Source organism: Undibacterium sp. GW821-FHT11B02, from assembly GCF_058808955.1.
Genome location: NZ_JBXASD010000021.1, coordinates 20,847 through 45,781, shown reverse-complemented (window position 1 = coordinate 45,781; position 24,935 = coordinate 20,847). Strand labels below are relative to the sequence as shown.

Here is a 24,935-nt window from a genome sequence, read left to right as displayed (position 1 = left end):
CCTCAATCGGTCAAGCCAAAAAACAGGTCTTCCAGTGAAGAATTCCTGATGTCTATATTGCGCAAATGCGGGCCAGCAAGCATGGCAGTCGCCAGTACCTGCATCTTGGCGGCTTGGCTGCAATTCACAGCGAGGCCACGGACATGGGGCTGGTAGCTGACACCAGGTATGCTGTCCAGTGTTTGCCGGACAGTCGCCATGGCAGTATCTGCCGCATGGTTGGCTACGTCATATTCCAACTCTATTCGCAAGGGCATGTGCATTTGTTCGCGCAACTCTGCGATACTGCCCAGTGCCTGTACCTGACCACTGAACAAAATGGCCAGCCGGTCTACCCTTTCCTGCAATTCAGCCAAAATGTGTGAAGTGATAATAATGGTGACGCCTTGCTCTTTCAGATCGTGCAAGACGCTATAGAAATGCCGTATCGCCACCGGGTCCAGGCCATTGGTGGGTTCGTCCAGAAACAGTACGCTGGGTTTGCCTATCAGGGCTTGCGCAAAACCAAGGCGCTGGCGCATGCCTTTGGAATATTCGCGCATGGGCTTGTTCATGGCAGCAGCCAGGCCGACTTGTTCCAGCAAGCCGGGGCAATGCTGTTTGTCCATACCTTTGAGGCGGGCAAAGAATTCCACGGTTTCCAACCCGGTCAAATTGTCGTACAAGACGATGTTTTCGGGCAGGTAACCGATCTGGCGGCGAATTTCACGAAACTGCCTGCCGCTGACCGCCGTATCGTTGATCAAGATGTCACCACTGCTGGGTTTGATCAAACCCAGCATCATCTTGAACAAAGTGCTCTTGCCAGCGCCATTCGGGCCTATCAGCCCAAAGATTTCGCCTGGACGTATCTCCAGGCTGACCTGGTTGATTGCCTGCAATTGCCCATAATGCTTGCTGACCTGCCTGATCTGAATGGCGGGCGCAGAGGCAGGCACGGGAGCAGATGAGCGATTATTTGCCGGGGAAGTATTTGCCATTCCAGGTTTTCCATTGCTGATGTTGTGCCTGCATACGCGGCTTGGGGTCGACCACCGTCGGCACGCGCAAGATAGGGAATTGTTGTGCCACCAGGCGCAATGCCTGTACAGCAGGGCTGGCCATCAATAGATTGGTGCCGGGGTGCTTCCAGCTCATGCGGTCAACCATGTCATTGGCTTCAAACGGGATATCACCTATGCCGTCTCCATTTCTGTCCCAACCGATATAACTGCTCCAGAAATTGCCGCTTTCCTTGCCCCAGATTTCATCCTTGGCCCCGACATAACGCACTTGCTCATGGTTGCCGATAAAGTCATTGCCTTCGACCTGATTGCGGGTAGAACCTGCCGACAAGTGCACACCTACATGATTATCGACGATCAGGTTACCGCTGATCTTGACGTATTCGACATCGTAGATAAACAGGCCGCGATTATTACCGGCGATGATATTATTTTCGATGACAGAATCCTGTATCGTGCGCAACATGATGCCATGGTCAGAATTACCCCAGGTGCGGTTATTACGCACGATCTGGTCACGGGTTTCCATCAGCGCCAAACCGCCACGGTTGTAATAACTGTCATTGTCTTCCCACAGGTTGTAGTAGGAATTCATATAGTGCGTGCCATAACGGCTGTGGTGCAGCCTGTTGCCCTTGAAGACTGCATGATGCGAGACATCCACATACAGGGCATCACGCACAAAGCTGATGTTGTTGGCCAATATCCTGGCCCCTGTGGTGTTATACAGTTGTATGCCATTCCCACGCTGCGACGAATTGTATTCGCGCTTGCCGGTGATCAGGTTATGTTCTATCAACACATCCTGGGATTTTTCTATCCACATGCCAAACAGGTTGTAAGTCAAATCACAATGGCGGATGACAGTGCGATGCGAGCCAGGGTAGACATACACACCCGCGTTCTGGTCCTTGAGGCTGTCGCCAGAATCGCGGATGATGAGGTTTTCCAGCGTGACATCGGTTGCCGTGATCCTGATGGTATCGCCGTGCAAGCCACCACTGATCGTGGGACGCGGCATGCCTGCCTTGCCCCGCAAAGTCAGCGCCTTGTCTATGTGCAGATTTTCGTCATAGCGACCAGCGGCAACCTCAAGCACATCACCGGGCCGCGCATGCTGTATGGCTGCCTGTATAGATTCGTTGACCCGCACATCGACAATAGCGGCTTGTACCTGCAGCGTGAACTGCGTGAGCAGCGTCGCCAGAGACAAGCCCACTAATAATGATAGCGGGGGCTTCATACGCTGAGCAACCCGAAAGTCTTGAGCGTGATGAAAAGGGTCGCGCCAATCAGCAGGTTTTTGAAAGACACATAGCACAACATATCCATCACACTGGCATAGCGGTAATTCTTCTTCCACCATGGGCCATCCTTGACATAGCGGCGACCCGACAGACGTATCAATACTTCATACACGCTCCAGCCAAACCACCAGGCAATAATGGCACCAGGCGACAGATTGCCAAATGCTGTCAGTACCCACGCCAGGCTGGCAGCCAGTGCCAGCACGATACCGCTGATTTGCAGCATGCGTTGTTTGGCCCAGCCCTCGGCACTCCATGGCCACAGATGGTCAATGATTTCCGAAACAATCCATCCCATGCTGGTACTTGCATTGTATGGCGGTGTGACAGGATCAGTCGGCATGCGCGGGTCAGGTATCTGTTTGACTTTGCTGGCTACCGGATAGATAGGGATGAAATAACCATCGCGGCCTATGGACTGAATCGGCAGGTTTTCACGCTCGCGCCGTTTTCTTTCTTTCGCCAAAGGTGGGCAAGCTTTGGGATCGGTGTACAAGACCATGCAGTCAAGGCAATGCAGGCATTCGCGATGGTCTATGCGGCCATCGGCATCAATCGCCAGCGAGCCGCAGCCCACCGCACAAGCCTTGCAGCTATTGCAGTCCTGTTTGCGCCGCAAGCCTGACCAGCGGAAGGTGCTCGGCACGGCCAGCGCAGCACCCAGCGGGCAGATGTATTTGCAATAGGGCCGCTCTATGAATAGCGAGATTCCCAGCAAGGTGCAGACGAACAAGCCATATGGCCAGGCGCGATGGGTAATACCAACCAGGAAGGTGGTCTTGAAGGGTTCAATTTCAGCCAGTTTTTCTGCCAGGCCCATGGAAAACATCGATACCGTTAGCAAGCCAAAGAAGATCACATACTTGAGCCACTTCAGCTTGTCATGCATCTTGCGGGGCAGATGTCCTTGCAGACGCCTCAGACCTGTCATGCTGCCGAATTTGTAGATAGCCTCGGACAATGAGCCGAACGGGCACATCCAGCCACAAAACAAACCACGGCCAAACAGGAAAACCGTGACGATGATAAAAATCCAGAACAGGAAAATAAACGGGTCAGTCAGGAACAAAGACCAGGTCCACTGGAACAACAGGGAATGGAACCAGGTCAGTACCTGGGTGACCGAGGGCTGCGCCATCAGGCCAAAACCAAGGAAAGAAATACTGAGCGCCCAGGCACTGTATTTGAAGATATTCACCGGCCATTTGTTTTTGTGAGTAGCACGGCGGGTCAATTGCTTACGCAGGGCATAGACCACGGTGACGGCTATCAGCAGCAGGGCGAACAGGGCGATTTCCACACGCTTGTTTTTCCAGATACGTTTCCAGGTGACGTCGCCATCTTCCACCTCTGGCCTGCCTGTCACCAGCATGGCATCGGGCAGCCAGTATTTGGCGTCAAAGGTGGTAAAGCTGCGCGTGCCAGTGGCACGGTCTACCCGGTTGCCAAGGAAAGACAGCTTCCATGGGTAAGCTGCAGAAAAGGATTTCGAACGGATGATAAAGATGGCAGATTCGTTATAGGACGGTGCACCGGCAGCGGTGATGCCGTACAGGTTACGGTAATCGAGGTCGCGGAAAGTGAAAGAATCTGCACCCTGCTTGACCTGCACCCGGTCATACATGCCACCACGGACAAAGCCGGAACCCTTGAATGATTCCTTGCCTGCGGTGCGGATAATGAAGATGGCATACTCATCCTCTTGTAATTGCGAACGCAGGTTATTCCAGACGCTTTCACCGATGAGGCTCTTGCCGATATCCGGATGATTCAGATCCCCAAACCAGAGTTCGATGAATGGTTCGCTGGATTTTTCCAACCCCAGTTGTTCGGTGCTGACCAGCAGGTGTTGCACACCGCCCTGTTTGACCAGTTCTTTCCAGTCATAGTTTTTGCCCGTGACCGCAAAATTGGCGGCTACCCGCTTGACTGGTGCCAGTATGCCGACCTGCCGCGCGATGGTACTGGCCGAGGTAGTCAAGACCTGGTTTTGCACCATCACCGTGACGGTCGCACCAGAGATTGCATCTACGCCAAGCACGCCTTCTTCTGGCCGGGACTGGCCAACCTCAATCTTGTCGGCGACGGATTTGCCCAGATACTGGTGGTTGAAATTGATCAGGGCTGATTCCGGTATGCCCAGCAACAAGATAGGTTCAGAATGTTTAATGACTTTGATGCCGACAAAGCGACCTTTGGTATCCATGCCTATCAGCGTGACCACTGGTTTGCCGGAATAAGCTGGCATGTCTGTGATATCAGTGGACAACATGACATAGCCGAGCAAGGTTTTCTTACCCGCAACAGCATCGCCATATGCCTCGACATAGGGCGGCTGGCCCATTCTTTCCGAAAAGCTGGTGGCACCAGGAAAAACGGCTCGGCAATCCAGCAGGGCACACATATCCCTGGCGGTTTTTAACTCTGGCGGCAGAGGTGCTTCATAAGTGTTGGAACCCGAGCTGGCACTGACACTGGCATGCGCGGTCCCCATGCTGGCGAGCAGCAGATAGCCCAACATTGCCAGCACGGCTTTCAGCAAACCAAAGGCCAGATTTTTTTTAAGTGACAACATTCATATCCCTGCAAGACTTGTGTGTTCGTCTTGTATTCGAAAAAAAGTGTTGCCCAGCACGCGCTGGGCAACACCTGAACTACAACAACTACCGGGTCAGGCTTCTACGATCATGCGGCTGCGCATTTCCAGATGCAGTGCATGGCAGAAATTGGTGCAATACATCCAGAACACACCGGGCAGGTCCGCCGTGAAACTGACAGAGGCTGTTTCCAGCGGGTTGACGACAAACTGGATGTTATATTTAGGAATCGCGATACCGTGGGTCAAGTCTTCGATTTTGTCGAGATTGGTCAAGATCAAAGTTACTTCATCACCCTTCTTGAGCTTGAATTCACGCAAGCTGAAAGCCGGTGCTTGCGAGGTCAACCTGACCGTGACTTTTTTACCGTTGCGGACCACGCCTGAATCCTTAGGGTCCTTGGTCGCCAGCGGGAAATCGTCAAGCGCATAGACTTGCTTGGGTTTCAGCAATTCACGTTTGAAGATGATAAAGTCATGCGGTTCGCCACGTACCGGGTGATCCGCCAGCAAAACCATTTTCTCGCCAGAGATATCAATGAATTGTTCATTCTCTGGATGCAGCGGTCCAACCGGCAAGAAGCGGTCTTTCGAGAATTTGCAACCAACGGCCAGGTATTTACCATCTGCCGCCTTGGTTTCTGATTGCGAGGCATTCAAATGACCAGGCTGGTATTGCACGTCCAGACGGTCCACGACATATTTGGCAGTCTTGTCACCCTTGTGGAACTTGATGGCGGCGTCAACATTCCATTTGACGATCTGGCTGTCAAGGAACAAGGTGGTGAAGGCATTGCCACGGCCATCAAAGGCAGTATGCAAAGGGCCCAGACCCAATTCAACTTCAGCAACGATACAATCGTCAATCTTCTCCATCTTGCCATCAAACCAGTCCAGCACCTTATTGAGTTCGATGACCGTGGTGGTAGGGGATAATTTACCGGCACAAATAAAATACTTGCCGTCCGGGCTGGCGTTGACACCGTGCGGGTTTTTTGGTACGGAGACATAGGCTGTCAACGCAGTTTTCTGGTCCTTGTTGGCATCGCGTGTCCCATCCACCACTGGCACTTTGGAATCACCTATCGTCTTGAATTTTCCCGCCTTGATTGCGGCTTCGACGCGACCGACGTTGAAGAACAGGCAGGCATCTCTTTCTGCCGACATCATGTCTTCATAATGCACACCCATTTCAGTGTTGTACTGATTGGTCGCTGCCAGTTTGCCGTCGTAAGAGGTGGCAACCAGGTCGCAATTGCCGTCGATCAGCACCTGCCAGCGGACTTCCATGCTTTCTGCATCAACACAAGAGAACAGTGAACGGTACTTGCTGCCGTCTTCTATGCCTGCGTTGGGCAAGGGAATGGCGAATTCGCCACCGCAAAAGACACGGGTGGTGTAATCAATTTTTTCATCGACAGGATCACGCTTGTCCGGGAAGATGCCATGGAAGCCCTGCACGTTTGGCAGATCAGTAATTTTGTCGCAGATAAAATAATCCAGACGTATGCGCGCCAGCCTGGCGTTGATCTTGTCGTTGATCCAGGCATAGCGTCCATCATAGTTACCGTCTTTGTAGGACGCGTGAACGTGATGGGTGTCGCCTACGTTATAGCGCAGGCGTCCATCCGGGCGTGTGCCCATGACTTTCTTGGATTCATTGGTAATGCCCCAGCCCACCAGCGCATCGGGTACAAAGCAGGGGATTCTTAAAATTTCGCGGCCAGACGGCATGCCCAGCACGCGCATGTCACCATTGTGACCGCCGCTCCACAAACCATAATAGGTATCGAGTTCGCCGGGTTTGAGGTGGGTGGCATTAGCAGCACCAGCAGCATGATCATTGCTGCCAGACGATGCAGCACTGGTTGTCGAAGCCGATGCAGAATGGGGTTTTTCTGAACAGGCAACCAGGCCGCCTATACTTGCTATGGCAGCCGTATTGAGAAATTTCCTGCGACCAAAGGTCAGTTTCCCGTCCGTGCCTTTCGTTTTCTCATCACTCATTTTGCAGTCCTCAATGGTAGTATTTGATGGTGTATTTGCTTGCGCAAAGTGCGTATTCGCTTACGCGTTTTTTGGGTTGGTACTTTTTCTTCTTGCTGCCATATCTGCTTTCGCATGCGACACGGCCAGGTGATGGCGTGGGCTAAATGAACTCGACAACGGCACGTATCTTGTTCGCATGGTTCAATTACTTCCTTGACCGTCGTCAAGGATTCCCAAGCGCTGCCCCTTAATGAAAAGCCCTTTGCGTTATCGCAAACTATGTGTGGCCTAGGTCTTCCGACGTATTTTTTTGTCGCGCTATCACGACTATTATTCGTGCACGTTGGCAGCATGACGACTAACATCACACGAAAGATATTCATGAAGATCAAGCATTTCTTACTCGCCACAGCAGGGGCTTTGGCGCTGAGCGCACTGGCTGCCTGTGGCAACAAGGAAGCAACTGCACCACAGCCAGATGCGGCATCGACACCTGTTGTAGTGGCTGCAGCATCAGCACCAGCAGCACCGGCAGAAAACCCGCTCGGTAAATCGACTTATGGCAAGACCTGCTATATGTGCCATGCCGCTTCAGTAGCAGGTGCGCCCAAACCAGGCGACAAGGCTGATTGGGGACCGCGCATTGCCCAGGGTATGGATGTCTTGTACAAACATGCGCTGGAAGGTTTTACTGGTGCCAAAGGCCAGATGCCATCGCGCGGTGGCAACGCCAAATTGACGGATGATGAGGTCAAGGCAGGGGTAGACTTCATGGCCAATCAGTCGCGCTAAATCAGCTCATTTCATCAGGCAGGAAGAAGCATGCAGCGTCGCCAACTATTGAAAGCAATCCCCGCCCTGGCTTCGATACTGGTGATTGCGCCTGTATCGGCCCAGGCTGCCCGGCAAGATGTTTTGCAAGTGTCACGCAAGCTCATGGGCACCAGAGTGGATTTGACACTGCAAGGTGCAAATGCACAAACCAGACAGGCAGCGGCGGATGCCGCCTTTGCCGAGATGGCGCGGCTGGAACAAATGATGAGCCGCTATGTGAACACCAGTGCGGTGAACGCCGTCAGATTGTTTGCTGGTATCCGGCCAGTGGCAGTGCCGGCACAAATGATGGAGGTGTTGCAGGATGCAAAGAAAGTCGCCATCAACAGCGGCGGCGCATTTGATATCACCGTAGGCAGCCTGAAGGACTGGGACTTTGATCCCACCCACCCGGTCTTGCCAGCCAAGTGGCAGGTGGCGGCACAACTGCCACTTGTGAATCATCATGACTTGCTGCTTGATGACAAACAGAGTACGGCATTTTTGCGCAGGCGCGGCATGCGTCTCGACCTGGGTGGTATCGCCAAACTGCCGATATTACGCGCCGGGCTGGAAGCCGCACGTCATAAAGGGATAGAAAATGTCATGCTCAATGGTGGTGGTGACGTGATGGTGCATGGCAGTTTGAATGGGGCACCCTGGCGCATCGGTTTGCGTGACCCCATGGTATCGGACCGTCTGCTCGGCGTAGTCACCTTGAATGACGGTGTGGTCGCCGCCTCTGGCGATTACGAACGTTGCTTTGTCCGTGACGGCCACAAATACCACCATATTCTCGACCCTAAAACTGGTTACCCCAGCCACGGCCCGCATGGATTGGCGCTGGTCAGCCGCAACCTGAGCAATGTAAATGGCCTGGGCGCTGCCATCATGGTTGCCGGTCTTGGGCAAGGGCAAACCTGGCTGGCAAAAATGCCTGCAGTAGACGCCATGGTGGTTGATGCCAGAGGCGAAGTGTGGTTGTCGCAGGGTATGCAACAGCGGCTGAAAACGGTGTGAATAGGATTTACACAAAACCGCCCCAGCTGCGTTGTAGCTCCAGCATTTAACAAAACCTTGTACTAAAGTATTGTCTTCGTCGCTGATGGTGTAGTCGGGGTTTCAGACAGTGATGTTCCCTAAAGCGATAGCTTTGCTGGGGTATTCCTGCGTAAACAAAAAAATTTACTGAATGCCGTCAATCAGCGCTGGTTTTGGGGTTGTCGTTGGTTTTGAATTTGCTGCTGTTTTTGACTTTTGCAGTTCCGCTGTGGCGATGCCGTTTGTGCGGTACAGAAAATGGAAAAAGAAGGGCCGATGTTTGAGGTGTAGCAGGGGTTTCGTGGTGCATGCACCACGCCTGCGTAACGGCAATCGCTTGCAAGCGATTGTGCGCCCTGCAAGGGAAGCGAGTTTCGGACCTTCCCATTTTTTGTACCGCACAAACGGGAACCCCGAAGGGGCAGCGACGCCGCGGGCGCATTCTTTTGCTTACTTTTCTTTGCAAGAAAAGAAAAGTGAGTAGCTGTCGGGCTACCCCCGACCTGCAATCGTAATTCACCAAATGAATGTATTAGAAAACGTGATCGTCGTGTCACATCGAATCAAGCAAACGGCGTACCACGAATGTCTTTGAAGCGCCATCATGATAGACTCCGGCCTGCGCCGGAGTGTCGTGAATGTTCAGGAAATGTTTATTTAAAACTGATCCCCTTATTCAATTTCGCCATCACATCATCCGGCACATTCTTGCTGCAGATCAGATAGCGTTCTCCTCCATCCGGCATATCACTCGCCTTGAACTGGCTGAACTTGTCCTTGGCCACATTCGATTGTTCAATCAGGTAATTGGCTTCCTCAGGTGCGGCGAACATCAGGTCGGCAGATTTGGTGGCGATCAGTTGCAGCATCTGCGTGTTGGTGCCGTTGGATACCACGGTTTGGGGTTTGAGCTTGGCCATTGCGGCGTCGATATGGTGACCATAAGAAAATTTCTCCTTGACCAGCACCTTGATGCCGGGCATGGTCAAGACTTCTTCCAGCTTGGCATTGTCCTTGATCTTGAAGCCGCTGCTGACGATCATGACGGTGGGTTTGTCGCGGTACAGAGCTTTGCTGAACTTGGCAAAGCCTTCGCGTTCTTCTGTTTTATACCAGCCTATGGCACAGGTTTTTTGCGTGTTTTCTTGCACCATGGCCAGTTGGCGGTTGGGCGCAACTTTTGACCAGGTAAAGGCGACACCAGCGCTTTTGAATGCATTGGCTGCGGGGCTTGCGGTCAATCCGGATGCAGAACCGTCTGGCTCTTCAACAATATACGGCGGGCGCACATTGTAGTTAAGGATAATCTTGTCGTCTGCCTGAACCTGGCTACTTGCAGTAACGGCCAGCATGGCCAGTGTGCAGAATTGAAAAAGTGTTTTTTTATTCATAGTGATCTTTCAAAATAGGCTCACGATAAAAACTGCTTTGACTGCAGTTCCATGTTAGTGGATGAATCTGATAAATTCCATGTATGGCTATGTTTTTTATTGCAGCAGATCTTGTAGCGCACGCGCTACCACCTTGGTCGCTTTCCGCAAATCCTCCAGGTTCAATCGTTCATCAGCCCGCTTGGCATGTGACTCCAGCACCGTACGCGGCCCCGCACCATAGATGACACCAGGAATACCCACTTCCGAGAATAAGCGCACATCGGTATACAAAGGCGTGCCCATCGCCGGAATCGCTTCACCAAATACTGTTTCGCCATGCTTTTGTATCGCATCCACCAGCGGTGTATTGCCGGGCAGAGGGCGCATGGAATTGGCCAGCAGCAGGCGTTTGATATCGACACTGATGCCGGGCAGGCTGGCGGCAGTGTCGGTGATCAGTTGACGCAGGGTGGCTTCCACTTCTGCCGGGTTTTCTTCCGGGATCATGCGGCGATCCAGTTTGAAAGTGACGCGACCAGGGATGACATTGGTATTGGTGCCACCTTCTATGGTGCCCACATTCAGGTAAGGGTGGGTAATGCCTTCCACCTTGGAGGTGATTTGCTTGTACAGCGTGTTTTGTGCATACAGGGCATTCAACATCTTGACAGCAGCCTGCAGGGCATCGACACCAGAATCGGGGATTGCCGCATGCGCCATCTTGCCGTGTACGGTCACTTCCATCTGCAGGCAACCATTGTGGGCAGTGATGACCTGATACGAAAAACCAGCGGCAATCATCAGGTCAGGCTTGACCAGCTTGTGCTTCAACATCCAGCCGGGGCCGACTTCACCACCGAATTCTTCGTCATAGGTAAATAACAGTTCCAGCGTACCAGCCTTGGGCTTGGCAACGGCTTCCAGTGCACGCAGGGCAAAGGTGTAGGTAGAAAAATCAGATTTGCTGACAGCAGTGGCGCGGCCATAGATATTGCCGTTTTCTATTTCACCGCCATACGGGGCTTTGGTCCAGCCTTCGCCGGGTGGCACTACATCACCATGTGCATTCAGCAAGATGGTCTTGCCGGGACCGTAGACGCGGCGCACCAGCAGGTTAGTGATGCTTTGCAGGCCAGCGGCTTTGACCTCGCTGTCGGGTACCGCATGTTTTTCTGCGTTGATACCCATGTCCTGCAACAGATCGGCAGTGCGGTCTGCATGTGGTGCATTGTTGCCGGGTGGGGTATCGGTGGGTACGCGTACCAGTTCTTGCAGGAACTTGACCTGTTCATCAAAGTGGCTGTCGATCCAGGCATCGAGTTCTTGGTAATGGTTCATGGTGGAGAGCTTTCTTGGTAAGTGTGATTGTGTGTGGCTGGGCGTGTGCATGTGCGTGTCATTTGTCACGCCTCGATGTAAAGTGTTCTACAAAATGGGCAAAAGCTTGCGCGGCCAGTGCGGCGTCTTCTGCCGTCATGATTTCATCCGGATGGTGGCTGATGCCGCCATTGCCGCAGCGTACAAACAGCATGGCAACATGACAGAGTGCGGCCATCGCCATGGCATCATGCCCGGCACCGGAAGGCAGGTAGCGCAAGCGCTGGTCGGAATGGACAATTGACTGTGCAAGCTGCTGTTGCAGCCATGGTGCGCAAGGTACGCTGGGGGCTTCATGGGTCTTGCGCAGATTGAACTGCACCTTGCGACGTGCCGCTATGCGATCGATTTGTGCCAGCACATCGGCCACAGCCTGTTCACGTATGGCATCCTGTTCCGCACGGATGTCGATTGAAAATACCGCCTTGCCCGGTACCACATTCGTGGCACCATTCGGTACATTAAACTGGCCCACCGTACCGACCAGACCTGGGATGTCCTGGCAACGCTGTTCTATATACAGGCCAACTTCAGCCGCTGCCATGGCGGCATCGCGGCGCATGCCCATGGGGGCGGTACCAGCATGGCCCGCCAGACCTTCCACTTCCACCATATAGCGGGTGGCACCTGAAATGGCGGTGACCACACCCAGCGCCAGGTTTTCATTCAACAAGACCGGGCCTTGCTCTATATGAACTTCGACAAAGGCCAGTACCTGTGCCGGGTCATACGCAGCCTTGACCAATCCGGCAGGGTGAAAGCCGGAAGCCGTCATCACCTCGCGCATGCTCAGACCGTTGTCATCCAGATTATCCAGTACCGTCATGTCGAACGTGGCTGCGACGGCACGGCTGCCAAGCAGGGTGGCTTTGAAGCGCACGCCTTCTTCTTCCGCAAAGCCGATGACCTCAATCGCAAACGGAAAACGCCTGCCTTCGGCATGCCATTGTCCTACGCAGGCCAGCGGCAACAGGATGCCCAGGTTGCCATCATATTTACCGGCATTGCGTACCGTATCAAAATGCGAGCCAGTCAGCAGGGCAGGGGCGTTGGGTTCCAGCCCTTCATAGCGACCAATGACATTGCCAGCCACATCGCGCCGTACGCTCATGCCGGCAGCACACATCCATTCGGCCAACTGGGCGGCAGCACTGTGGTGTGCCGGGGTCAGGTAAGTGCGGGTCAACATGCCTGGTGTTTCGGTATGTTGCGCCAATACGTCAGCCCTGTTCATGATTTGCGAGCCACAACTCGCGTAGGAATGCATCTTGCTCGACATCTTGGTCTCCTGCCTGCGTTGGGCCATTAATACGACCTTCAGTATGGTCTTCATAGTGGTTTCATGGCGGCCTGCTGTTTTTTCAACCTGGCGGATGCTGCTTGTCTGGTTTGAGAAGCACCATTTTGGCCAGTTTTTTGGATTCTACTATTGAATTCATTTATTGCATACAAAAATTGGATGCAGTATATTGAGTTTCAGATCGCTTCCTGACAAGCTGGCTTGGCGGTGAGATCTACCCCGTTTTTCTGTTATTTATCAAAGAGTTGTAGTCAGACCGTCACAGTCGTGCTAACCAGTCAATCAGGAGGTAATCGTGCAGCGTGTATATAAATCATTATTCGGCCAGGTGCTTATCGCACTGGTAGTAGGGATACTGGTTGGGGTCTTGTACCCCAGCTTTGGTGTCAGCCTGAAACCTATAGGCGACGGTTTTATCAAATTGATCAAGATGATTGTCCCCATGATCGTCTTTTGCGTCGTCGTCCATGGCATTTATGGTGCAGGCGAGTTGAAGAAAGTAGGGCGCGTTGGCCTGAAAGCCCTGGTGTACTTTGAAGTAGTGACCACGATTGCACTGGTGCTGGGCTTGATACTGGCCTTTGCATTTCATCCGGGGGAGGGCATGAATATCGTCCCTGCCTCGCTCGATGCCAGCACCCTGGGTACCTATGTTGACAATGCCAACAAGGTCAAAAGTGCAGGCTTTGCCGAATTTGTGATGAAATTGATACCGACCACAGTGGTCAGCGCATTCACGTCTGGCGACGTGTTGCAGGTCTTGCTGTTTTCGCTGCTGTTTGGCTGTGCGCTGTCATTGGTGGGTGAAAAAGCCCGCCCCATTGCCAACCTGATCACCAGCCTGTCAGAAGTGTTTTTCAAGTGCATGTCCTTCATCATCAAACTGGCCCCTCTGGGCGTGTTTGGTGCAATTGCCTTCACCGTGGGCAAATATGGGGTGGGTTCATTAAAGCAACTGGGCTTTTTGGTGATCCTGTTTTATGCCGCTGTCATCATCTTTGTATTTGTTATCTTGGGCAGCATATTGAAAGCAACAGGTTTCAATATTTTCAAATTCATCAAATACTTTCGTGAAGAATTGCTGGTGGTGCTGGCAACAGCTTCCTCTGACGCTGTCTTGCCACAGGTGATGAAAAAGCTCGAATACATGGGCATCAAGGACACCACTGTGGGTCTGGTGATACCCACCGGCTATTCCTTCAACCTGGACGCCTTTTCGATTTACCTGACACTGGCAGCGGTATTTATTGCCCAGGCCACCAATACCCCATTGGCGATGTCTGATTTGCTGGCGATATTGGCGATTGCCCTGGTCACTTCCAAAGGCGCACATGGCGTGCCAGGCTCGGCGATAGTGATTCTGGCGGCTACGCTGTCTGCCATCCCGGCGATACCGGTGGTGGGTCTGGTACTGGTGCTGTCGGTAGACTGGTTTATCGGCATTGCCCGTGCACTGGGTAACCTGATGGGTAACTGTGTTGCAACCGTGGTGGTGGCGTCATGGGAAAAAGACATCGACAAAGCCCGCGCCCATGCAGTCTTGAATGGCGACACAGCAGCGATTGCCAGTTATGATCTGGCAGCCAGTAAAGCAGAGCTGGTCGTAGCATGATGTTGTTTTCATTGACTGACTGAGCTAAGTCAACATAAGTGGAATAAAAATAACGCCCATGGATGGAAATCTATGGGCGTTTTGCTTATGGGGGTACAATCCACTAGCACTTATTGCAGCACGTTCAGTTTTACAGGTAAATAATATGACCGTTCCGATCCACTCAGACCAGGCAGACAGTTCTGAAGCCATTGCCAGCGATATCACCATGGCCATTGCCGAGCAAAGGCTGCCACCCGGCACCAAGCTCAGGGAAGAGGCGCTGGCGCGCATGTATTCCGTCAGCCGCACCAAGATTCGTGCTGCCCTGGTCATGCTGGCCAAAGACAAGCTGATTGATCTGGTGCCAGAAAAAGGTGCCTTCGTCAGCAAACCCAGCGAGCAAGAAGCACACGAGATATTTTCGGTTCGCCGCATACTGGAAACCGCACTCGTGCGTGAATTTATCGCCAAGGCCACCGCCGAAGATTACGCTAGCATAGAACAACACCTGATCCAGGAACGCCAGGCCATCATCGACAATAACGTGCAAGAACGTTCAACCCTGCTCAGTGATTTTCATATACTGCTGGCAAATACCGTCGGCAACCAGGTGCTGACCGATATCCTGGTGAAGCTGGCAGGCCGCAGTTCACTCATCACCATGCTGTACCAATCCAGCCGCGACGCCAGTTGCTCATCCGATGAACATGTAGAATTTATCCGCGCCGCCAAAGCCGGCGATGTAGAAAAAGCCGTGGAACTGATGGTGCATCATTTGCACCATGTTGAATCGGCACTGCAATTCAAGGAACCTGCAAAGAGCGACAAGAAGGATTTTATTTCAGCCTTGCTGGCTTGAGCTTTGAACTACAGGCTCACAAACAAAAACAGAGGTCATTGCTGGCCTCTGTTTTTATTGTCTGAAACAGCCGATAGCAACTGCCCGCAACTGATCAGGATACCATTGGCGCAGATGACGTAGATGATTCGGCAGCCTGCATCGCCGTCATCGCCTGTTGCACGGTCTCCAGATAGCTGGCTGCCTCTGCGCTAACGGCTGCATCCGGATAACGCTGCAAGATCACTCTCAGGATGCTGATGGCCTGTACATGTTTGCGGAAATGGTCGCCAGACAGGCGCGCTGCCAGCATATAAATGGCGGGTATATCTGCATGCTTGGGATGTTTTTTGTCAAAGCCCTGAATCATTTTCATGGCCCCTTTGAAATCACGTGCCGCATAGGCGGTGACTGCCATTTGCAATACATGGTCGGCCTGCATTTCAAAGGCCGGGTCACGCTTCTTTAACTCTGCCAGCAAATGCAGGGCTTTTTCATGGTAGCCAGCCTTGCTCAGCGCCAGCATATAACGCTGCCCCTGGTCCATGACGCGTTTTTCATCCTCCTTACGTTGCAAAAGCTTGTACAGCTTTTCATTCATGGTCAGGTTATCGCGGTCATAGCGCATTTCATCTTCCAGCATGCGGATGGCGGCATCCACTTCGCCTCTTTGCAACAATCCATCAATACGCTGTATGAACGGATCAGATGAGAGCGGGACCGTGTTTGTATCTTCTTGTGCACGCTGCGCATCAAAATCCACCTCAACCGGCATCCCCAATTGCTGGTGGTATTGGTACAGCACATAACCCATCATCGAGTAAGTCGCCAGGATCAGGTAGAAATTGATAAACGTGATCAACGGTACACTGACAAAGGGGGATAGGGTCGCCGGTATCACATGGCGCACGCCCTCAATCGCCAGCAGCACCAGCCCAAATATCGCCCAGACAATAAAGTACGAGGTACCCATGGCACGAATGAATAACAGGGACGTGAACGGGTTCAGTGCACGCCAGGCATTGTCTTCAATCGCCAGCACCATTACCGCTGCCGGTATCGGTATCGCAAACAGCAATGCGACCAGGTAAAACCATTTGGCAAAATGCACGTTTGGTTTCAAAAAACGATCCCATTTGTTGCCAGGGGTATTGCTTTGTGGTTCATCTGCAACGCTGTTGTCATCAGTGAGAGCCTGTTCCTGCATGGCAATTTTGCGTGAGGTAGCATCCTCCATGTCGCCGCCCTTGGAACCAGCCATGTCATATTGACCGCGTGTCTTTGGGGTGTCGGCGTCGTCATCATCGTCATCCTGTGCCGTGCGCTGCTGGCCCGCATAGATGTCATTACCCGCCTGGGCTGGCAATGAGGTTGCCGCTGCCGACATGGTTGGCGACACCTTTGGCACATCTGGCCGTATCGCAAAATTGGCGACAACCACCATCAACACAAAGTACAAGATAAACACCAGGTTTTGCTTGTAGGGACGCCTGTCCTTGTTACCAAATACCGTGATGTCATCCCACCTGGGTTCCAATTTGCCCATGGCTGCCATTTCCATCACTGCATAGGCGTAACGCAAAAAGAACAGCATCAACAAGCCACGGAACAGACCCATGGCAAATACAGTCACGATGCTGAGGGCAGACAACCCGGCAATCATGATCAGTGGGGCGGGCTTGAAAGGGAGCAAAAAAAATGCAGGCAAACGCCGCAAAAAAGGTGTGATATCGTCTTGATAGACTTTAACTTGATGTTCGGCGGACATGGCTTCCCTGAATGATTGTCTTACGCTCTTTGGCGCTAAACCTATGCTGGCAAGGCAGCACTATAAACGCAGTCCAAAAGGCTCGCAAGGCTGTTGCCGGCAGGTATTATTAATGAGCAAAACAATATATGCGATATGCTTAAAGCAGCAGTACAGACTAACGACTCAGGGCTGAAAGGCCGAATTGAATTTGGTGACCAGCAAGCGGACAATGTACTGGGTTTGCTTAACGCGGCGATAAAGAATGAGAGAAAGCATTGCCATGCAGAATGAGCCGCCAGGTATGAGCAAAGACCAGACAACCTCCAGCAAGACCGGCTATGGATTACACCCATCACCCCGTCAGCGGCAATTGAATGTGCAACAGCAAAATGCCTTGCTTAAACAAGGCATGGCAAATACCGTACTGGCATTTCGCAACAGACAGCCGGGTCAGGAACAATACCTGTGGATACTGGAATTGCTGGCCCATGCCGGGCTGCATCCTGATGAAGGCATTTTACTGTCGCATGAGTGGATACCTTGTGGCGGTCATGACGCTTTTGCCAGTGTATTCTGACTGACCCAGACAGCACGGTTTTTTGAATTGAACGGCGTTATAGATATCAGCAAAAACGAGCTCATAGAAATAGATAGGACTTACGCAAAACCGCCCCAACTGCGTTGCAGCTCCTAGCCGTACTAAAGTACTGTCTTCGTCGCTGCGCCTTGTTGGGACAATTTTGCGTAAGTCCTAATGGGATCTGTCACTTACGTGTCCGACAAGATAATTGTCAGTGCCCATTTGAAAGGTATTGGCAAAAGCTGGGGGCAACTGGCGGTGGAATTGTTGGGTGAAATTGTGCCGGAAGATAGCTGAACCTCACCGTTTTTGGTACCTGTATTGTGGCCACAACTGTTGAAACGACCAGGTCATCACACGGAAATTGGGCATTTTTCTGGTATTGTGGATGGTTGTGCCAAATAATCGGCAACCCTAAGCGGGACATAGGGGCGCTATGGCTTTTGGAAGATGTTAAACCGCACTACTCCTTGCACACGATATTAGCTGCTTGCGCGCAGACGACAAGTACATCACCGACGCATTTTTACAAAGGAAATCATGTCAAAGTCTTCCCCCAGATTAACGCTGCCAAGTACAAGCATAGGAGCGGGCATAGGAGCAGTACTTTTTTTCTGCTCTTTGTCTGCTTTTGCTCAGGAAGCCGTTTGTGAGGTCAAAGTATCCGGTACCGAAAACAGCTTCAAAATAAAAAATACCAGCGATCCTTTTGCTTTTGATACCCACGATCTGGATGGCGGTTTCCGCTTCAGCGCCCAGGTGTTGCAAGATCTAAAAACCGGACAAAGCAAGTTAAAAACGTTTACCTACCACGAGTCAAAGAAACGCTATGTGCTGGTCCATGCCAGTGAAACCAGCATCGATGCGGCCAGTTGCCAGACAGAGAAAAATGGCTTTGGCTTGCAGCGCGTGTATTCCCATAAATACGAACGTGAACTCAGCTTTAGCTGCAAAGCGGTGTGCGCAACAGGAACCGCCCAATGAAAAACTTATCAGTCAAACCGGCCAAACTAAGACATCTTTCTGTGGGCTTGCTGTGCATGGCAAGCCTGTGCAGCAATGTGTATGCGCAAAAGCAGGATGTACACATGCTATTTGTCGGCGATTTAATGCTCGATGAATTGCCTGGCAAAGTGATACAGCAAGGGAAAGACCCTTTTGCCGCCTTTCAACAGCAATTCAAGCAGGCCGATCTGACTTTTGGAAATTTGGAATGTGTAGTCGGGACAAGTGGGAAAAAAGAAGACAAGCCATTTACGTTTTTAGCGCATCCCCGTGTATTAAAAACCGTCAAGGCACATTTTTCAGGCGTGTCCGTGGCGAACAATCATACCGGCGATTACGGCCCTGACACCTTTGTGACGATGCTGGGTTTGTTGGAAAAAGAAAAAATACCTTACTTCGGCGGTGGCCGCGATCTACGTTCTGCCCATGCGCCTTATCTGGTAGAAAAAAATGGCCACAAAATTGCCATCCTGGGCTATGACAATTTCTTCCCGCGCAGCTTCGAAGCTCTCGAAGACAGACCCGGTGTCGCCTGGGCCGATGCTGATCAGGTCGCAGTTGATATCCACAATGCCAGAGAAAAGCTGGGTGCCGACATTGTGATTACCTACCCACACTGGGGCTGGGAACATGAACCGCATGCCTCCAGACATCAGGAAGAACTGGCGCGCATCATGATCGATGCGGGTGCAGATGCAGTGGTTGGTGGCCACCCGCATGTGACACAAAATATTGACATGTACAAAGGCAAGCCAATCTTCTACAGCCTGGGCAATTTTGTCTTCAACGGTTTTAATACCGAAGAATCACAAACCGGCTGGGCACTGGAGTTGAACTTTGCTGCCGACAATAAACTGACCTGGACAATTCATGTCGCCAAATTGGATAAAAATGGCATCCCGAAATATGCGGGTGTTTTATCTCAGCAAGAGATTGATAAAATTCTGAAATAGGCGACTCATTGTTGAATTGAATGGCGAATTCAGCTTTGTGCTTTGCAAATAGAAAATGCAGAAAATGCAGAAAATGCAGAAAGCGCAGCAAGTGAAAAAATAAAAAGCCTGCAGTTGCAGGCTTTTTTTACTTTGTGGGAGGTTCCCACAGTTCGACCCGGTTACCCTCTGGGTCCATCACCCATCCAAATTTGCCATATTCTGATTCGTCCACCTTGGCATCCACAGCGCAACCATCTGAACGCAATTGAGCCAGCAAAGCATGTAAATCATCGACCCGATAATTGATCATGAAATTCTGGGTACTCGGCGCAAAATAGTCTGAGTTGGCCGGAAATAAGGACCAGACAGTTTTTTCATTGCTGGTGGAGTCACTGGTACCACTTGGTTTAAATATCACGCTACCCCATTTTTCCAGGTTGAAACCAAGATGATCCCGATACCACTCGCGCAGTTTTTCAGGATCCTTCGCCTTAAAAAACACTCCGCCTATGCCAACAACACGTGCCATATTGCCTCCTTGGGAGAACTATCGAAAAAAACCGCTTTACGTAACTGCTTTACGTAAGCGCTTCACGTAAGCGATTAATAGCCACAGATATTACCTGATCAGATATCCTCATGCAAATTGGACCGTACTTGATTGGCGGCAAGCTTTGTACCGGCGTTTCTGGCGTGAATTCATGCCTGTTTCAATATACCGCCCTCTCAAATACACTGTACACGTGGATGACAAAAAACGAAGCTTGGGCGCGTGTTTATAGAAGGTGTTGCTGAGACAATAGTGCGATAGAATAATGTAAGCATAACGGCACCGGGGTTGATACAACGTGGTACTCAGACATGAAGTTGATCCAGGCTTCGACCATGAATGCCGCAAGTGCCGGTGCTGCCTTCGACCTCATGCACGCCGTTACCTATTCTTGAATTGATTCTCATTTCGACTTCATTTTTTCAACAACCATGATACAAACCAGTGGAACAAAGTGCGTGCGGAAAAACACATTTCGCCATAACATTTCCCGTTGCACGGCTTTGATATTGTTTGGCCTTGCTGGTGGCCCAGTGTGGGCAGCCTCTGAAGAAATACAGGTCTACATGGATGAGATGAATGAACCCGGCAAGGTCGGCCTGGACATTCATGGCAATTACGTTTTTTCCGGCAATGCTGTTCCTGATTACCCCGGCGCGCAAGCGCCCAGACATGTGTTCCGACTGACGCCAGAATTTTCTTATGGATTGACACCAGAATTTGAGTTGGGGGGATATATCCTGACATCAAGAAGTGCGAACGGAAATAGTGCCGTCGATGGAGAAAAGCTGCGCCTCAAATACATCAGATCGAAATCGCCTGACCAGGCGTATTTTGTGGGTGCCAATCTTGAAGTCGGCCGGGTTGATCATAGGCTTGATGAAAATCCCTGGAACGGCGAGTTGAAAGGCATTTTCGGTTACGACAACAAGCGCTGGTCCTTTGGAACGAATGCTAACGTCGATTTCAAAATTTCCGGGCCGGCGCCCAGCCCAGCTACACTCAATTTGGCCACCAAGATATCGTACAAGGCGAGTGCAGATTTGGAGGTGGGGGTAGAAAGCTATAACGACATCGGTGAGTTGCGTAATCTGGGTCACTTGGGCCAGCACAGCCAGGTGTTATTCGGCGTTGTTGAAACCAAGATTCATGGCTGGAACATTAATATTGGGCTGGGCCGTGGACTGACTTCTGTATCCGACCGGTGGACCGTCAAGACGATTCTTTCTGTGCCGTTTGGTTAGCAGCCTGTCTGCGTCGTACGGGGTTGTGTATTTGTGGCTAGATGGAAAATGCACGCCACAATTTGATTGTTCAATATAGTTTGTTGAAGCGAACTTTTCTGTATGTACCAATTTTTAGTCATCAGGCTCATCAGGCAACTGATCTGCGCATAAGCGAAGAAATTCCAGATAATTTCTAGCGATTACGGTGACTGATCCGCCTTCCCAGTTGACAGAAATAATTTGCCCAACGTCACCGCCTTCGGCGGGGTCAAAGTCTAGACATGTCGTTGACCAGTCGGTCATGTGAATAGGTATCCAATGTTCTGACCAAAGGAGGTTTTTGACTGGACCAAATGACTGTCGTCCCGTTTCAGCGTTGAATCCATCATTTTTGTAAGATTCAAGAAGATCTTGAGCTACGCCACGGGTTTCATGCAATGTCTGCAAGATTGATTTGATGTCGAACAAACTTCCTTTGTAAAACTTAGTCGTCCAGGCCGCAGTACCATCATGTCGGCGCAAGCTGTTCAAAAAATCATTCGGCAAGCGGTTTTCAAGCAGCGCATTTAATTCATTCACAGCATCATCTGATGCGGAGTTGTTGAGATAGGAGCCGAGTGTCGGGTGCCTATGCGACATATCCCACGATTCGATGTCTTCCCATATTTTTTCCAACGGTGGATTCATATTGTTTTCTGTCGTTATTCAACATGCTTATTATTGGTTTTACGTCGCAACAGAAGTTTTCTTTGCGGTTGCATGTAATTCCAGACCTAGTGATTTCATGACCTTTAAAATCGTGGCAAAGGAAGGATTGCCGTCAACCGACAAAGCCTTGTACAGGCTTTCACGGGAAAGCCCGGTATCGCTCGCGATTTGGGACATGCCACGTGCCCGCGCAATATCCCCCAGTGCTTTGGCAATAAATGCCGCGTCGCCATCGGCTTCTTCTATGCAGGCATCCAGGTACAGTGCCTGATCTTCTTCCGTTTTGAGATAATCGGTCACATCCCAAGTGCTTGTTTGTGGTTTCATGATTTCAGTTCCATTGAAAGTTGCAGGGCGGTCTGAATGTCTTTGCTTTGTGATGATTTGTCACCACCAGCCAGCAAAATCACAATTTCAGTCCCTTTTTGCATGTAATACACCCGGTAACCCGGGCCATGGTCTATGCGTAACTCAGATACACCTTGGCCAACTGGCTTGACATCACCGGGATTGCCCATAGCCAGGCGGCTGATGCGGGCGTTGATACGTGCTTTGGCCATGCCATCACGCAGAGCTACAAACCATGCTTCATAGATACTTGTTTTTTGGATTTCCATTGTCTCAATTGTAGTCTATGGGATACATTTGTCAAATGCGTTCTAAGTTCCACCTCAATCTCCCAATACCTTGTCCCAATAAACCAGCTCGCCAAACAGGCTGCCCAGATGGGAGATGAGGCGTTAGGATCTGGCAGCGCGGGAGCGGCCAATATTCGTACGGCGTGGATGCCGGGGCGGATTTTGGCGGGGATGCTGCTGTCGGGAAAGAGCGAGATCAATTACCCGGATTTGATGTAGTCACAGATTATCAGTTGCCCAGTGGACGATGTCTTTGTTGCTCAAGTCAGTTTTTAAAAATAGTTTGCCAAACGGAAAACTGTCATGTTATAGTTCGCCATATGGAAAACTATTCTTCATCGCTCAACAACGTATTTCACGCATTGGCTGACCCTACCAGGCGGGCCGTGATTGCGAGGCTTGGTGGCGGCTCGGCATCGATCAAAGAGCTTGCAGAGCCATTTGGTTTGGGTTTGCCGACGTTTTTGAAGCACATCAAGGTTCTCGAAAGCAGTGGTCTTCTTGCATCAGAGAAAGTAGGGCGAGTGCGGACTTGCAAGCTAAACCGTGGAAACCTGACTGCTGCTGAAAAGTGGTTTGACGAGCAGCGCAAGTCTTGGGAAAGCAGATACAACAATCTCGATAATTTATTAACTAGCCTGAAAGGCGATGAAAATGAAAGCTGATCTTCAATTTGACTTCCTTGTTGACAAGGATAAAAACACCATCACAGTCAAAAGAGAATTTGCTGCCAAACGACAAATGGTGTGGGATTGCTATACAAAAAGTGAATTGCTTGATCAGTGGTTTGCTCCTAAACCCTTAACCACCAAAACCAAGTTTATGGATTTCCGTGAAGGTGGGCATTGGCTTTACGCGATGGTAGAACCCAATGGGCAAGAATACTGGGGCCGCTCGGACTATCAAACCATTCACGCTATCGACAATTACACTGCCCTTGACGGCTTTTGTGATGACACCGGCACGCTGAACCCTGATTTGCCCAGATCCAAATGGGATGTCACCTTCTCGGATGTTGCGAAGCATACCCTGGTAGAGACGGTCGTTTCTTATTCGTCAGCTGAAGCACTGCAGCAAGTCATTAACATGGGACTGAAAGAGGGGCTGACCTCAACACTGGAACGTCTGGACGAGCTTCTTTTAATCCTCAAATAAGAGGCTGTTGAAAAATTAACCTGGCGTTGTTGCGCCTCCTTGTCGTACTAAAATACTGTCTGCGTTGACGACGCCTGGCCATCTTAATTTTGCAACAGCATCTACACATTGAAAGACCCCCATCCTATGCCCACGCCAAAATACAATCCCAAGCTTGACGCCTATGCCGAAACGGTAGAAGACTTTGCGAAACCCATCTTCGCTCACCTGCGGACGCTCATCCATGCAAGCTGTCCAGAGGTGATGGAAGAGGTCAAATGGGGGAATCCGCATTTCGACTACAAAGGCGACATGATGTGTATTTTTGCCGCTTACAAGAAGCATTGCTCCTTCACGTTCTACAAGGATGCATTGATGGGGGATGCGCGTCTCAAGGCTAATGATGGCGTCCCGGCTGCGAAGCGTTTTATGGGCAAGCTGACTGCCATTGCTGATTTACCGACAGACAAAGAACTTAGCTCCTGGATCAAGGAAGCAATGGCGCTCAATGAACAGGGCCTGAAACTCCCGGCGCGAGAATCCAAGACTCCCAAAGAAGTCGACATGCCTGAAGCATTCGCCGAAAAACTTCAGGCCAACCCAAAGATCGCAAAGATCTTTGAGAGCAAATCGGCGTCATTTCAAAAAGAATACAATGTCTGGATCGGCGACGCGAAGACTGACGCAACGCGCGACAAACGCATCGAAGAATCGATAGCCTGGATCGCGGAAGGCAAGGGACGTTTTTGGAAATATGCCAAGTAGTGACCGCATTCCAACGATATTGATGACACGCGTCGCTTGCATTTGACCGGTTCAATGGTCTTTCGCTGCCGTTGACCTTGTCTGCCCGAGGTGGCATGCGGTCAGCTATGGATGGTTACCGACTTCTCCATATTGATTTTCCTCCAGAATCTAATTACTCTATCAGGACTTACGAAAAATTGTCCCAGCAAGGTGTCAGCGACGCAGACAGTACTTTAGTACAAGGTCTTAGTAAATGCTGGAGCTGAGACGCTTTGGGGCGGTTTTGCGTAAGTCCTTTCTAGAACTCATTTCATCAATAGGGGTGAGATGCGTTTGCCTCATAACGTGGGCTGGCAAGGGTAAAGCAGGGGTTTCGTGCAGCATGCTGCACGCCTGCGTACGATGTGCGCTTACCAGCGCACATGCGCCC

At 51.1% G+C, this 24,935-nt stretch carries 23 protein-coding genes; 11 read left to right on the top strand and 12 right to left on the bottom strand.

What is annotated here, in order from left to right; translation table 11 throughout:
• Positions 1-2: 2 nt before the first annotated feature.
• From AC1RVX_RS28715 to nosZ, 4 genes are all read right to left on the bottom strand, one after another.
• Entirely contained in the window at positions 3-980 is a 978-nt protein-coding gene (locus tag AC1RVX_RS28715; protein WP_493220008.1) for an ABC transporter ATP-binding protein, read from the bottom strand.
• On the bottom strand, positions 955-2,247 hold the full coding sequence (locus AC1RVX_RS28710; RefSeq protein ID WP_493220007.1) for a nitrous oxide reductase family maturation protein NosD: 1,293 nt from the start codon (positions 2,245-2,247) through the stop codon (positions 955-957). Before AC1RVX_RS28710 ends, AC1RVX_RS28715 begins: the two co-directional genes overlap by 26 nt.
• Positions 2,244-4,805 carry a 4Fe-4S binding protein gene (locus AC1RVX_RS28705; protein ID WP_493220043.1) on the bottom strand — a complete coding sequence of 854 codons (2,562 nt, stop codon included), beginning with the start codon at positions 4,803-4,805 and terminating at the stop codon, positions 2,244-2,246. The genes AC1RVX_RS28710 and AC1RVX_RS28705 overlap by 4 nt, the downstream gene beginning before the upstream one ends.
• 177 nt (positions 4,806-4,982) lie before the next feature.
• Complete coding sequence (gene nosZ / locus AC1RVX_RS28700) at positions 4,983-6,914, bottom strand: TAT-dependent nitrous-oxide reductase (protein WP_493220006.1); 1,932 nt, start codon at positions 6,912-6,914, stop codon at positions 4,983-4,985.
• A 363-nt stretch (positions 6,915-7,277) separates the two neighbouring features.
• Here nosZ and AC1RVX_RS28695 point away from each other — a divergent pair, with 363 nt between their 5' ends.
• Positions 7,278-7,688 carry a c-type cytochrome gene (locus AC1RVX_RS28695; RefSeq protein ID WP_493220005.1) on the top strand — a complete coding sequence of 137 codons (411 nt, stop codon included), beginning with the start codon at positions 7,278-7,280 and terminating at the stop codon, positions 7,686-7,688.
• Between the two features lie 30 nt (positions 7,689-7,718).
• On the top strand, positions 7,719-8,729 hold the full coding sequence (locus AC1RVX_RS28690; RefSeq protein ID WP_493220004.1) for an FAD:protein FMN transferase: 1,011 nt from the start codon (positions 7,719-7,721) through the stop codon (positions 8,727-8,729).
• Positions 8,730-9,403: 674 nt separating this feature from the next.
• Here the strand turns inward: AC1RVX_RS28690 and AC1RVX_RS28685 are convergent.
• The 3 genes from AC1RVX_RS28685 to AC1RVX_RS28675 form a co-directional block, all read right to left on the bottom strand.
• The gene (locus tag AC1RVX_RS28685; RefSeq protein ID WP_493220003.1) at positions 9,404-10,141 is read right to left on the bottom strand and encodes a substrate-binding periplasmic protein; all 738 of its coding nucleotides are present in this window, start codon (positions 10,139-10,141) and stop codon (positions 9,404-9,406) included.
• A gap of 96 nt (positions 10,142-10,237) precedes the next feature.
• Positions 10,238-11,461 (bottom strand): M20 family metallopeptidase, encoded by a 1,224-nt coding sequence (locus AC1RVX_RS28680; RefSeq protein ID WP_493220002.1) that lies wholly within the window; start codon positions 11,459-11,461, stop codon positions 10,238-10,240.
• Between the two features lie 58 nt (positions 11,462-11,519).
• Positions 11,520-12,779, bottom strand: a complete 1,260-nt coding sequence (locus tag AC1RVX_RS28675; protein ID WP_493220042.1) for an allantoate amidohydrolase — start codon at positions 12,777-12,779, stop codon at positions 11,520-11,522.
• Positions 12,780-13,095: 316 nt separating this feature from the next.
• Here AC1RVX_RS28675 and AC1RVX_RS28670 point away from each other — a divergent pair, with 316 nt between their 5' ends.
• Positions 13,096-14,412: a C4-dicarboxylate transporter DctA gene (locus AC1RVX_RS28670; protein ID WP_493220001.1), complete on the top strand. Its 1,317-nt coding sequence runs from the start codon at positions 13,096-13,098 to the stop codon at positions 14,410-14,412.
• A gap of 145 nt (positions 14,413-14,557) precedes the next feature.
• Positions 14,558-15,253 carry a GntR family transcriptional regulator gene (locus AC1RVX_RS28665; protein WP_493220000.1) on the top strand — a complete coding sequence of 232 codons (696 nt, stop codon included), beginning with the start codon at positions 14,558-14,560 and terminating at the stop codon, positions 15,251-15,253.
• A 94-nt stretch (positions 15,254-15,347) separates the two neighbouring features.
• On the opposite strand, the gene AC1RVX_RS28660 is transcribed toward AC1RVX_RS28665, so the two are convergent.
• Positions 15,348-17,000 (bottom strand): tetratricopeptide repeat protein, encoded by a 1,653-nt coding sequence (locus tag AC1RVX_RS28660; protein WP_493219999.1) that lies wholly within the window; start codon positions 16,998-17,000, stop codon positions 15,348-15,350.
• 244 nt (positions 17,001-17,244) lie between these two features.
• On the opposite strand from AC1RVX_RS28660, the gene AC1RVX_RS28655 reads away from it, so the two are divergent.
• The 3 genes from AC1RVX_RS28655 (at position 17,245) to AC1RVX_RS28645 (ending at position 19,520) form a co-directional block, all read left to right on the top strand.
• Positions 17,245-17,559, top strand: coding sequence for a hypothetical protein (locus AC1RVX_RS28655; RefSeq protein WP_493219998.1), 315 nt, complete (start codon positions 17,245-17,247; stop codon positions 17,557-17,559).
• A 543-nt stretch (positions 17,560-18,102) separates the two neighbouring features.
• Complete coding sequence (locus AC1RVX_RS28650; protein ID WP_493219997.1) at positions 18,103-18,546, top strand: hypothetical protein; 444 nt, start codon at positions 18,103-18,105, stop codon at positions 18,544-18,546.
• Positions 18,543-19,520, top strand: a complete 978-nt coding sequence (locus tag AC1RVX_RS28645; protein ID WP_493219996.1) for a CapA family protein — start codon at positions 18,543-18,545, stop codon at positions 19,518-19,520. The genes AC1RVX_RS28650 and AC1RVX_RS28645 overlap by 4 nt, the downstream gene beginning before the upstream one ends.
• 127 nt (positions 19,521-19,647) lie before the next feature.
• Here AC1RVX_RS28645 and AC1RVX_RS28640 read toward each other — a convergent pair whose 3' ends face one another.
• On the bottom strand, positions 19,648-20,031 hold the full coding sequence (locus AC1RVX_RS28640) for a VOC family protein (RefSeq protein WP_493219995.1): 384 nt from the start codon (positions 20,029-20,031) through the stop codon (positions 19,648-19,650).
• 479 nt (positions 20,032-20,510) lie between these two features.
• Between AC1RVX_RS28640 and AC1RVX_RS28635 the strand changes: the two genes are divergently transcribed.
• Entirely contained in the window at positions 20,511-21,296 is a 786-nt protein-coding gene (locus AC1RVX_RS28635; RefSeq protein ID WP_493219994.1) for a hypothetical protein, read from the top strand.
• Positions 21,297-21,410: 114 nt separating this feature from the next.
• On the opposite strand, the gene AC1RVX_RS28630 is transcribed toward AC1RVX_RS28635, so the two are convergent.
• Genes AC1RVX_RS28630 through AC1RVX_RS28620 form a run of 3 tightly spaced genes read right to left on the bottom strand, consistent with a single transcriptional unit; the run spans position 21,411 to position 22,603 of the window.
• Positions 21,411-21,965 (bottom strand): SMI1/KNR4 family protein, encoded by a 555-nt coding sequence (locus AC1RVX_RS28630; RefSeq protein ID WP_493219993.1) that lies wholly within the window; start codon positions 21,963-21,965, stop codon positions 21,411-21,413.
• A 39-nt stretch (positions 21,966-22,004) separates the two neighbouring features.
• Positions 22,005-22,313, bottom strand: coding sequence for an addiction module antidote protein (locus AC1RVX_RS28625; RefSeq protein WP_493219992.1), 309 nt, complete (start codon positions 22,311-22,313; stop codon positions 22,005-22,007).
• Positions 22,310-22,603 carry a type II toxin-antitoxin system RelE/ParE family toxin gene (locus AC1RVX_RS28620; RefSeq protein WP_493219991.1) on the bottom strand — a complete coding sequence of 98 codons (294 nt, stop codon included), beginning with the start codon at positions 22,601-22,603 and terminating at the stop codon, positions 22,310-22,312. Before AC1RVX_RS28620 ends, AC1RVX_RS28625 begins: the two co-directional genes overlap by 4 nt.
• Positions 22,604-22,944: 341 nt before the next feature.
• On the opposite strand from AC1RVX_RS28620, the gene AC1RVX_RS28615 reads away from it, so the two are divergent.
• The 3 genes from AC1RVX_RS28615 to AC1RVX_RS28605 all read left to right on the top strand — a co-directional run bounded on the left by AC1RVX_RS28615 (position 22,945) and on the right by AC1RVX_RS28605 (position 24,523).
• Positions 22,945-23,289, top strand: a complete 345-nt coding sequence (locus AC1RVX_RS28615; protein WP_493219990.1) for an ArsR/SmtB family transcription factor — start codon at positions 22,945-22,947, stop codon at positions 23,287-23,289.
• Complete coding sequence (locus AC1RVX_RS28610) at positions 23,279-23,779, top strand: SRPBCC family protein (RefSeq protein WP_493219989.1); 501 nt, start codon at positions 23,279-23,281, stop codon at positions 23,777-23,779. The genes AC1RVX_RS28615 and AC1RVX_RS28610 overlap by 11 nt, the downstream gene beginning before the upstream one ends.
• Before the next feature lie 126 nt (positions 23,780-23,905).
• Positions 23,906-24,523, top strand: coding sequence for a YdeI/OmpD-associated family protein (locus AC1RVX_RS28605; protein WP_493219988.1), 618 nt, complete (start codon positions 23,906-23,908; stop codon positions 24,521-24,523).
• The last annotated feature ends 412 nt before the right edge of the window (positions 24,524-24,935 follow it).

What these genes read in the sequence shown, in the direction of transcription:
- AC1RVX_RS28715 (WP_493220008.1), bottom strand. Translation starts at nt 980, where the DNA reads ATGGCAAATACTTCCCCGGCAAATAATCGCTCATCTGCTCCCGTGCCT.
- AC1RVX_RS28710 (WP_493220007.1), bottom strand. Translation starts at nt 2,247, where the DNA reads ATGAAGCCCCCGCTATCATTATTAGTGGGCTTGTCTCTGGCGACGCTG.
- AC1RVX_RS28705 (WP_493220043.1), bottom strand. Translation starts at nt 4,805, where the DNA reads ATGGGGACCGCGCATGCCAGTGTCAGTGCCAGCTCGGGTTCCAACACT.
- nosZ (WP_493220006.1), bottom strand. Translation starts at nt 6,914, where the DNA reads ATGAGTGATGAGAAAACGAAAGGCACGGACGGGAAACTGACCTTTGGT.
- AC1RVX_RS28695 (WP_493220005.1), top strand. Translation starts at nt 7,278, where the DNA reads ATGAAGATCAAGCATTTCTTACTCGCCACAGCAGGGGCTTTGGCGCTG.
- AC1RVX_RS28690 (WP_493220004.1), top strand. Translation starts at nt 7,719, where the DNA reads ATGCAGCGTCGCCAACTATTGAAAGCAATCCCCGCCCTGGCTTCGATA.
- AC1RVX_RS28685 (WP_493220003.1), bottom strand. Translation starts at nt 10,141, where the DNA reads ATGAATAAAAAAACACTTTTTCAATTCTGCACACTGGCCATGCTGGCC.
- AC1RVX_RS28680 (WP_493220002.1), bottom strand. Translation starts at nt 11,461, where the DNA reads ATGAACCATTACCAAGAACTCGATGCCTGGATCGACAGCCACTTTGAT.
- AC1RVX_RS28675 (WP_493220042.1), bottom strand. Translation starts at nt 12,779, where the DNA reads ATGTCGAGCAAGATGCATTCCTACGCGAGTTGTGGCTCGCAAATCATG.
- AC1RVX_RS28665 (WP_493220000.1), top strand. Translation starts at nt 14,558, where the DNA reads ATGACCGTTCCGATCCACTCAGACCAGGCAGACAGTTCTGAAGCCATT.
- AC1RVX_RS28660 (WP_493219999.1), bottom strand. Translation starts at nt 17,000, where the DNA reads ATGTCCGCCGAACATCAAGTTAAAGTCTATCAAGACGATATCACACCT.
- AC1RVX_RS28655 (WP_493219998.1), top strand. Translation starts at nt 17,245, where the DNA reads ATGAGAGAAAGCATTGCCATGCAGAATGAGCCGCCAGGTATGAGCAAA.
- AC1RVX_RS28650 (WP_493219997.1), top strand. Translation starts at nt 18,103, where the DNA reads ATGTCAAAGTCTTCCCCCAGATTAACGCTGCCAAGTACAAGCATAGGA.
- AC1RVX_RS28645 (WP_493219996.1), top strand. Translation starts at nt 18,543, where the DNA reads ATGAAAAACTTATCAGTCAAACCGGCCAAACTAAGACATCTTTCTGTG.
- AC1RVX_RS28640 (WP_493219995.1), bottom strand. Translation starts at nt 20,031, where the DNA reads ATGGCACGTGTTGTTGGCATAGGCGGAGTGTTTTTTAAGGCGAAGGAT.
- AC1RVX_RS28630 (WP_493219993.1), bottom strand. Translation starts at nt 21,965, where the DNA reads ATGAATCCACCGTTGGAAAAAATATGGGAAGACATCGAATCGTGGGAT.
- AC1RVX_RS28625 (WP_493219992.1), bottom strand. Translation starts at nt 22,313, where the DNA reads ATGAAACCACAAACAAGCACTTGGGATGTGACCGATTATCTCAAAACG.
- AC1RVX_RS28620 (WP_493219991.1), bottom strand. Translation starts at nt 22,603, where the DNA reads ATGGAAATCCAAAAAACAAGTATCTATGAAGCATGGTTTGTAGCTCTG.
- AC1RVX_RS28615 (WP_493219990.1), top strand. Translation starts at nt 22,945, where the DNA reads ATGGAAAACTATTCTTCATCGCTCAACAACGTATTTCACGCATTGGCT.
- AC1RVX_RS28610 (WP_493219989.1), top strand. Translation starts at nt 23,279, where the DNA reads ATGAAAGCTGATCTTCAATTTGACTTCCTTGTTGACAAGGATAAAAAC.
- AC1RVX_RS28605 (WP_493219988.1), top strand. Translation starts at nt 23,906, where the DNA reads ATGCCCACGCCAAAATACAATCCCAAGCTTGACGCCTATGCCGAAACG.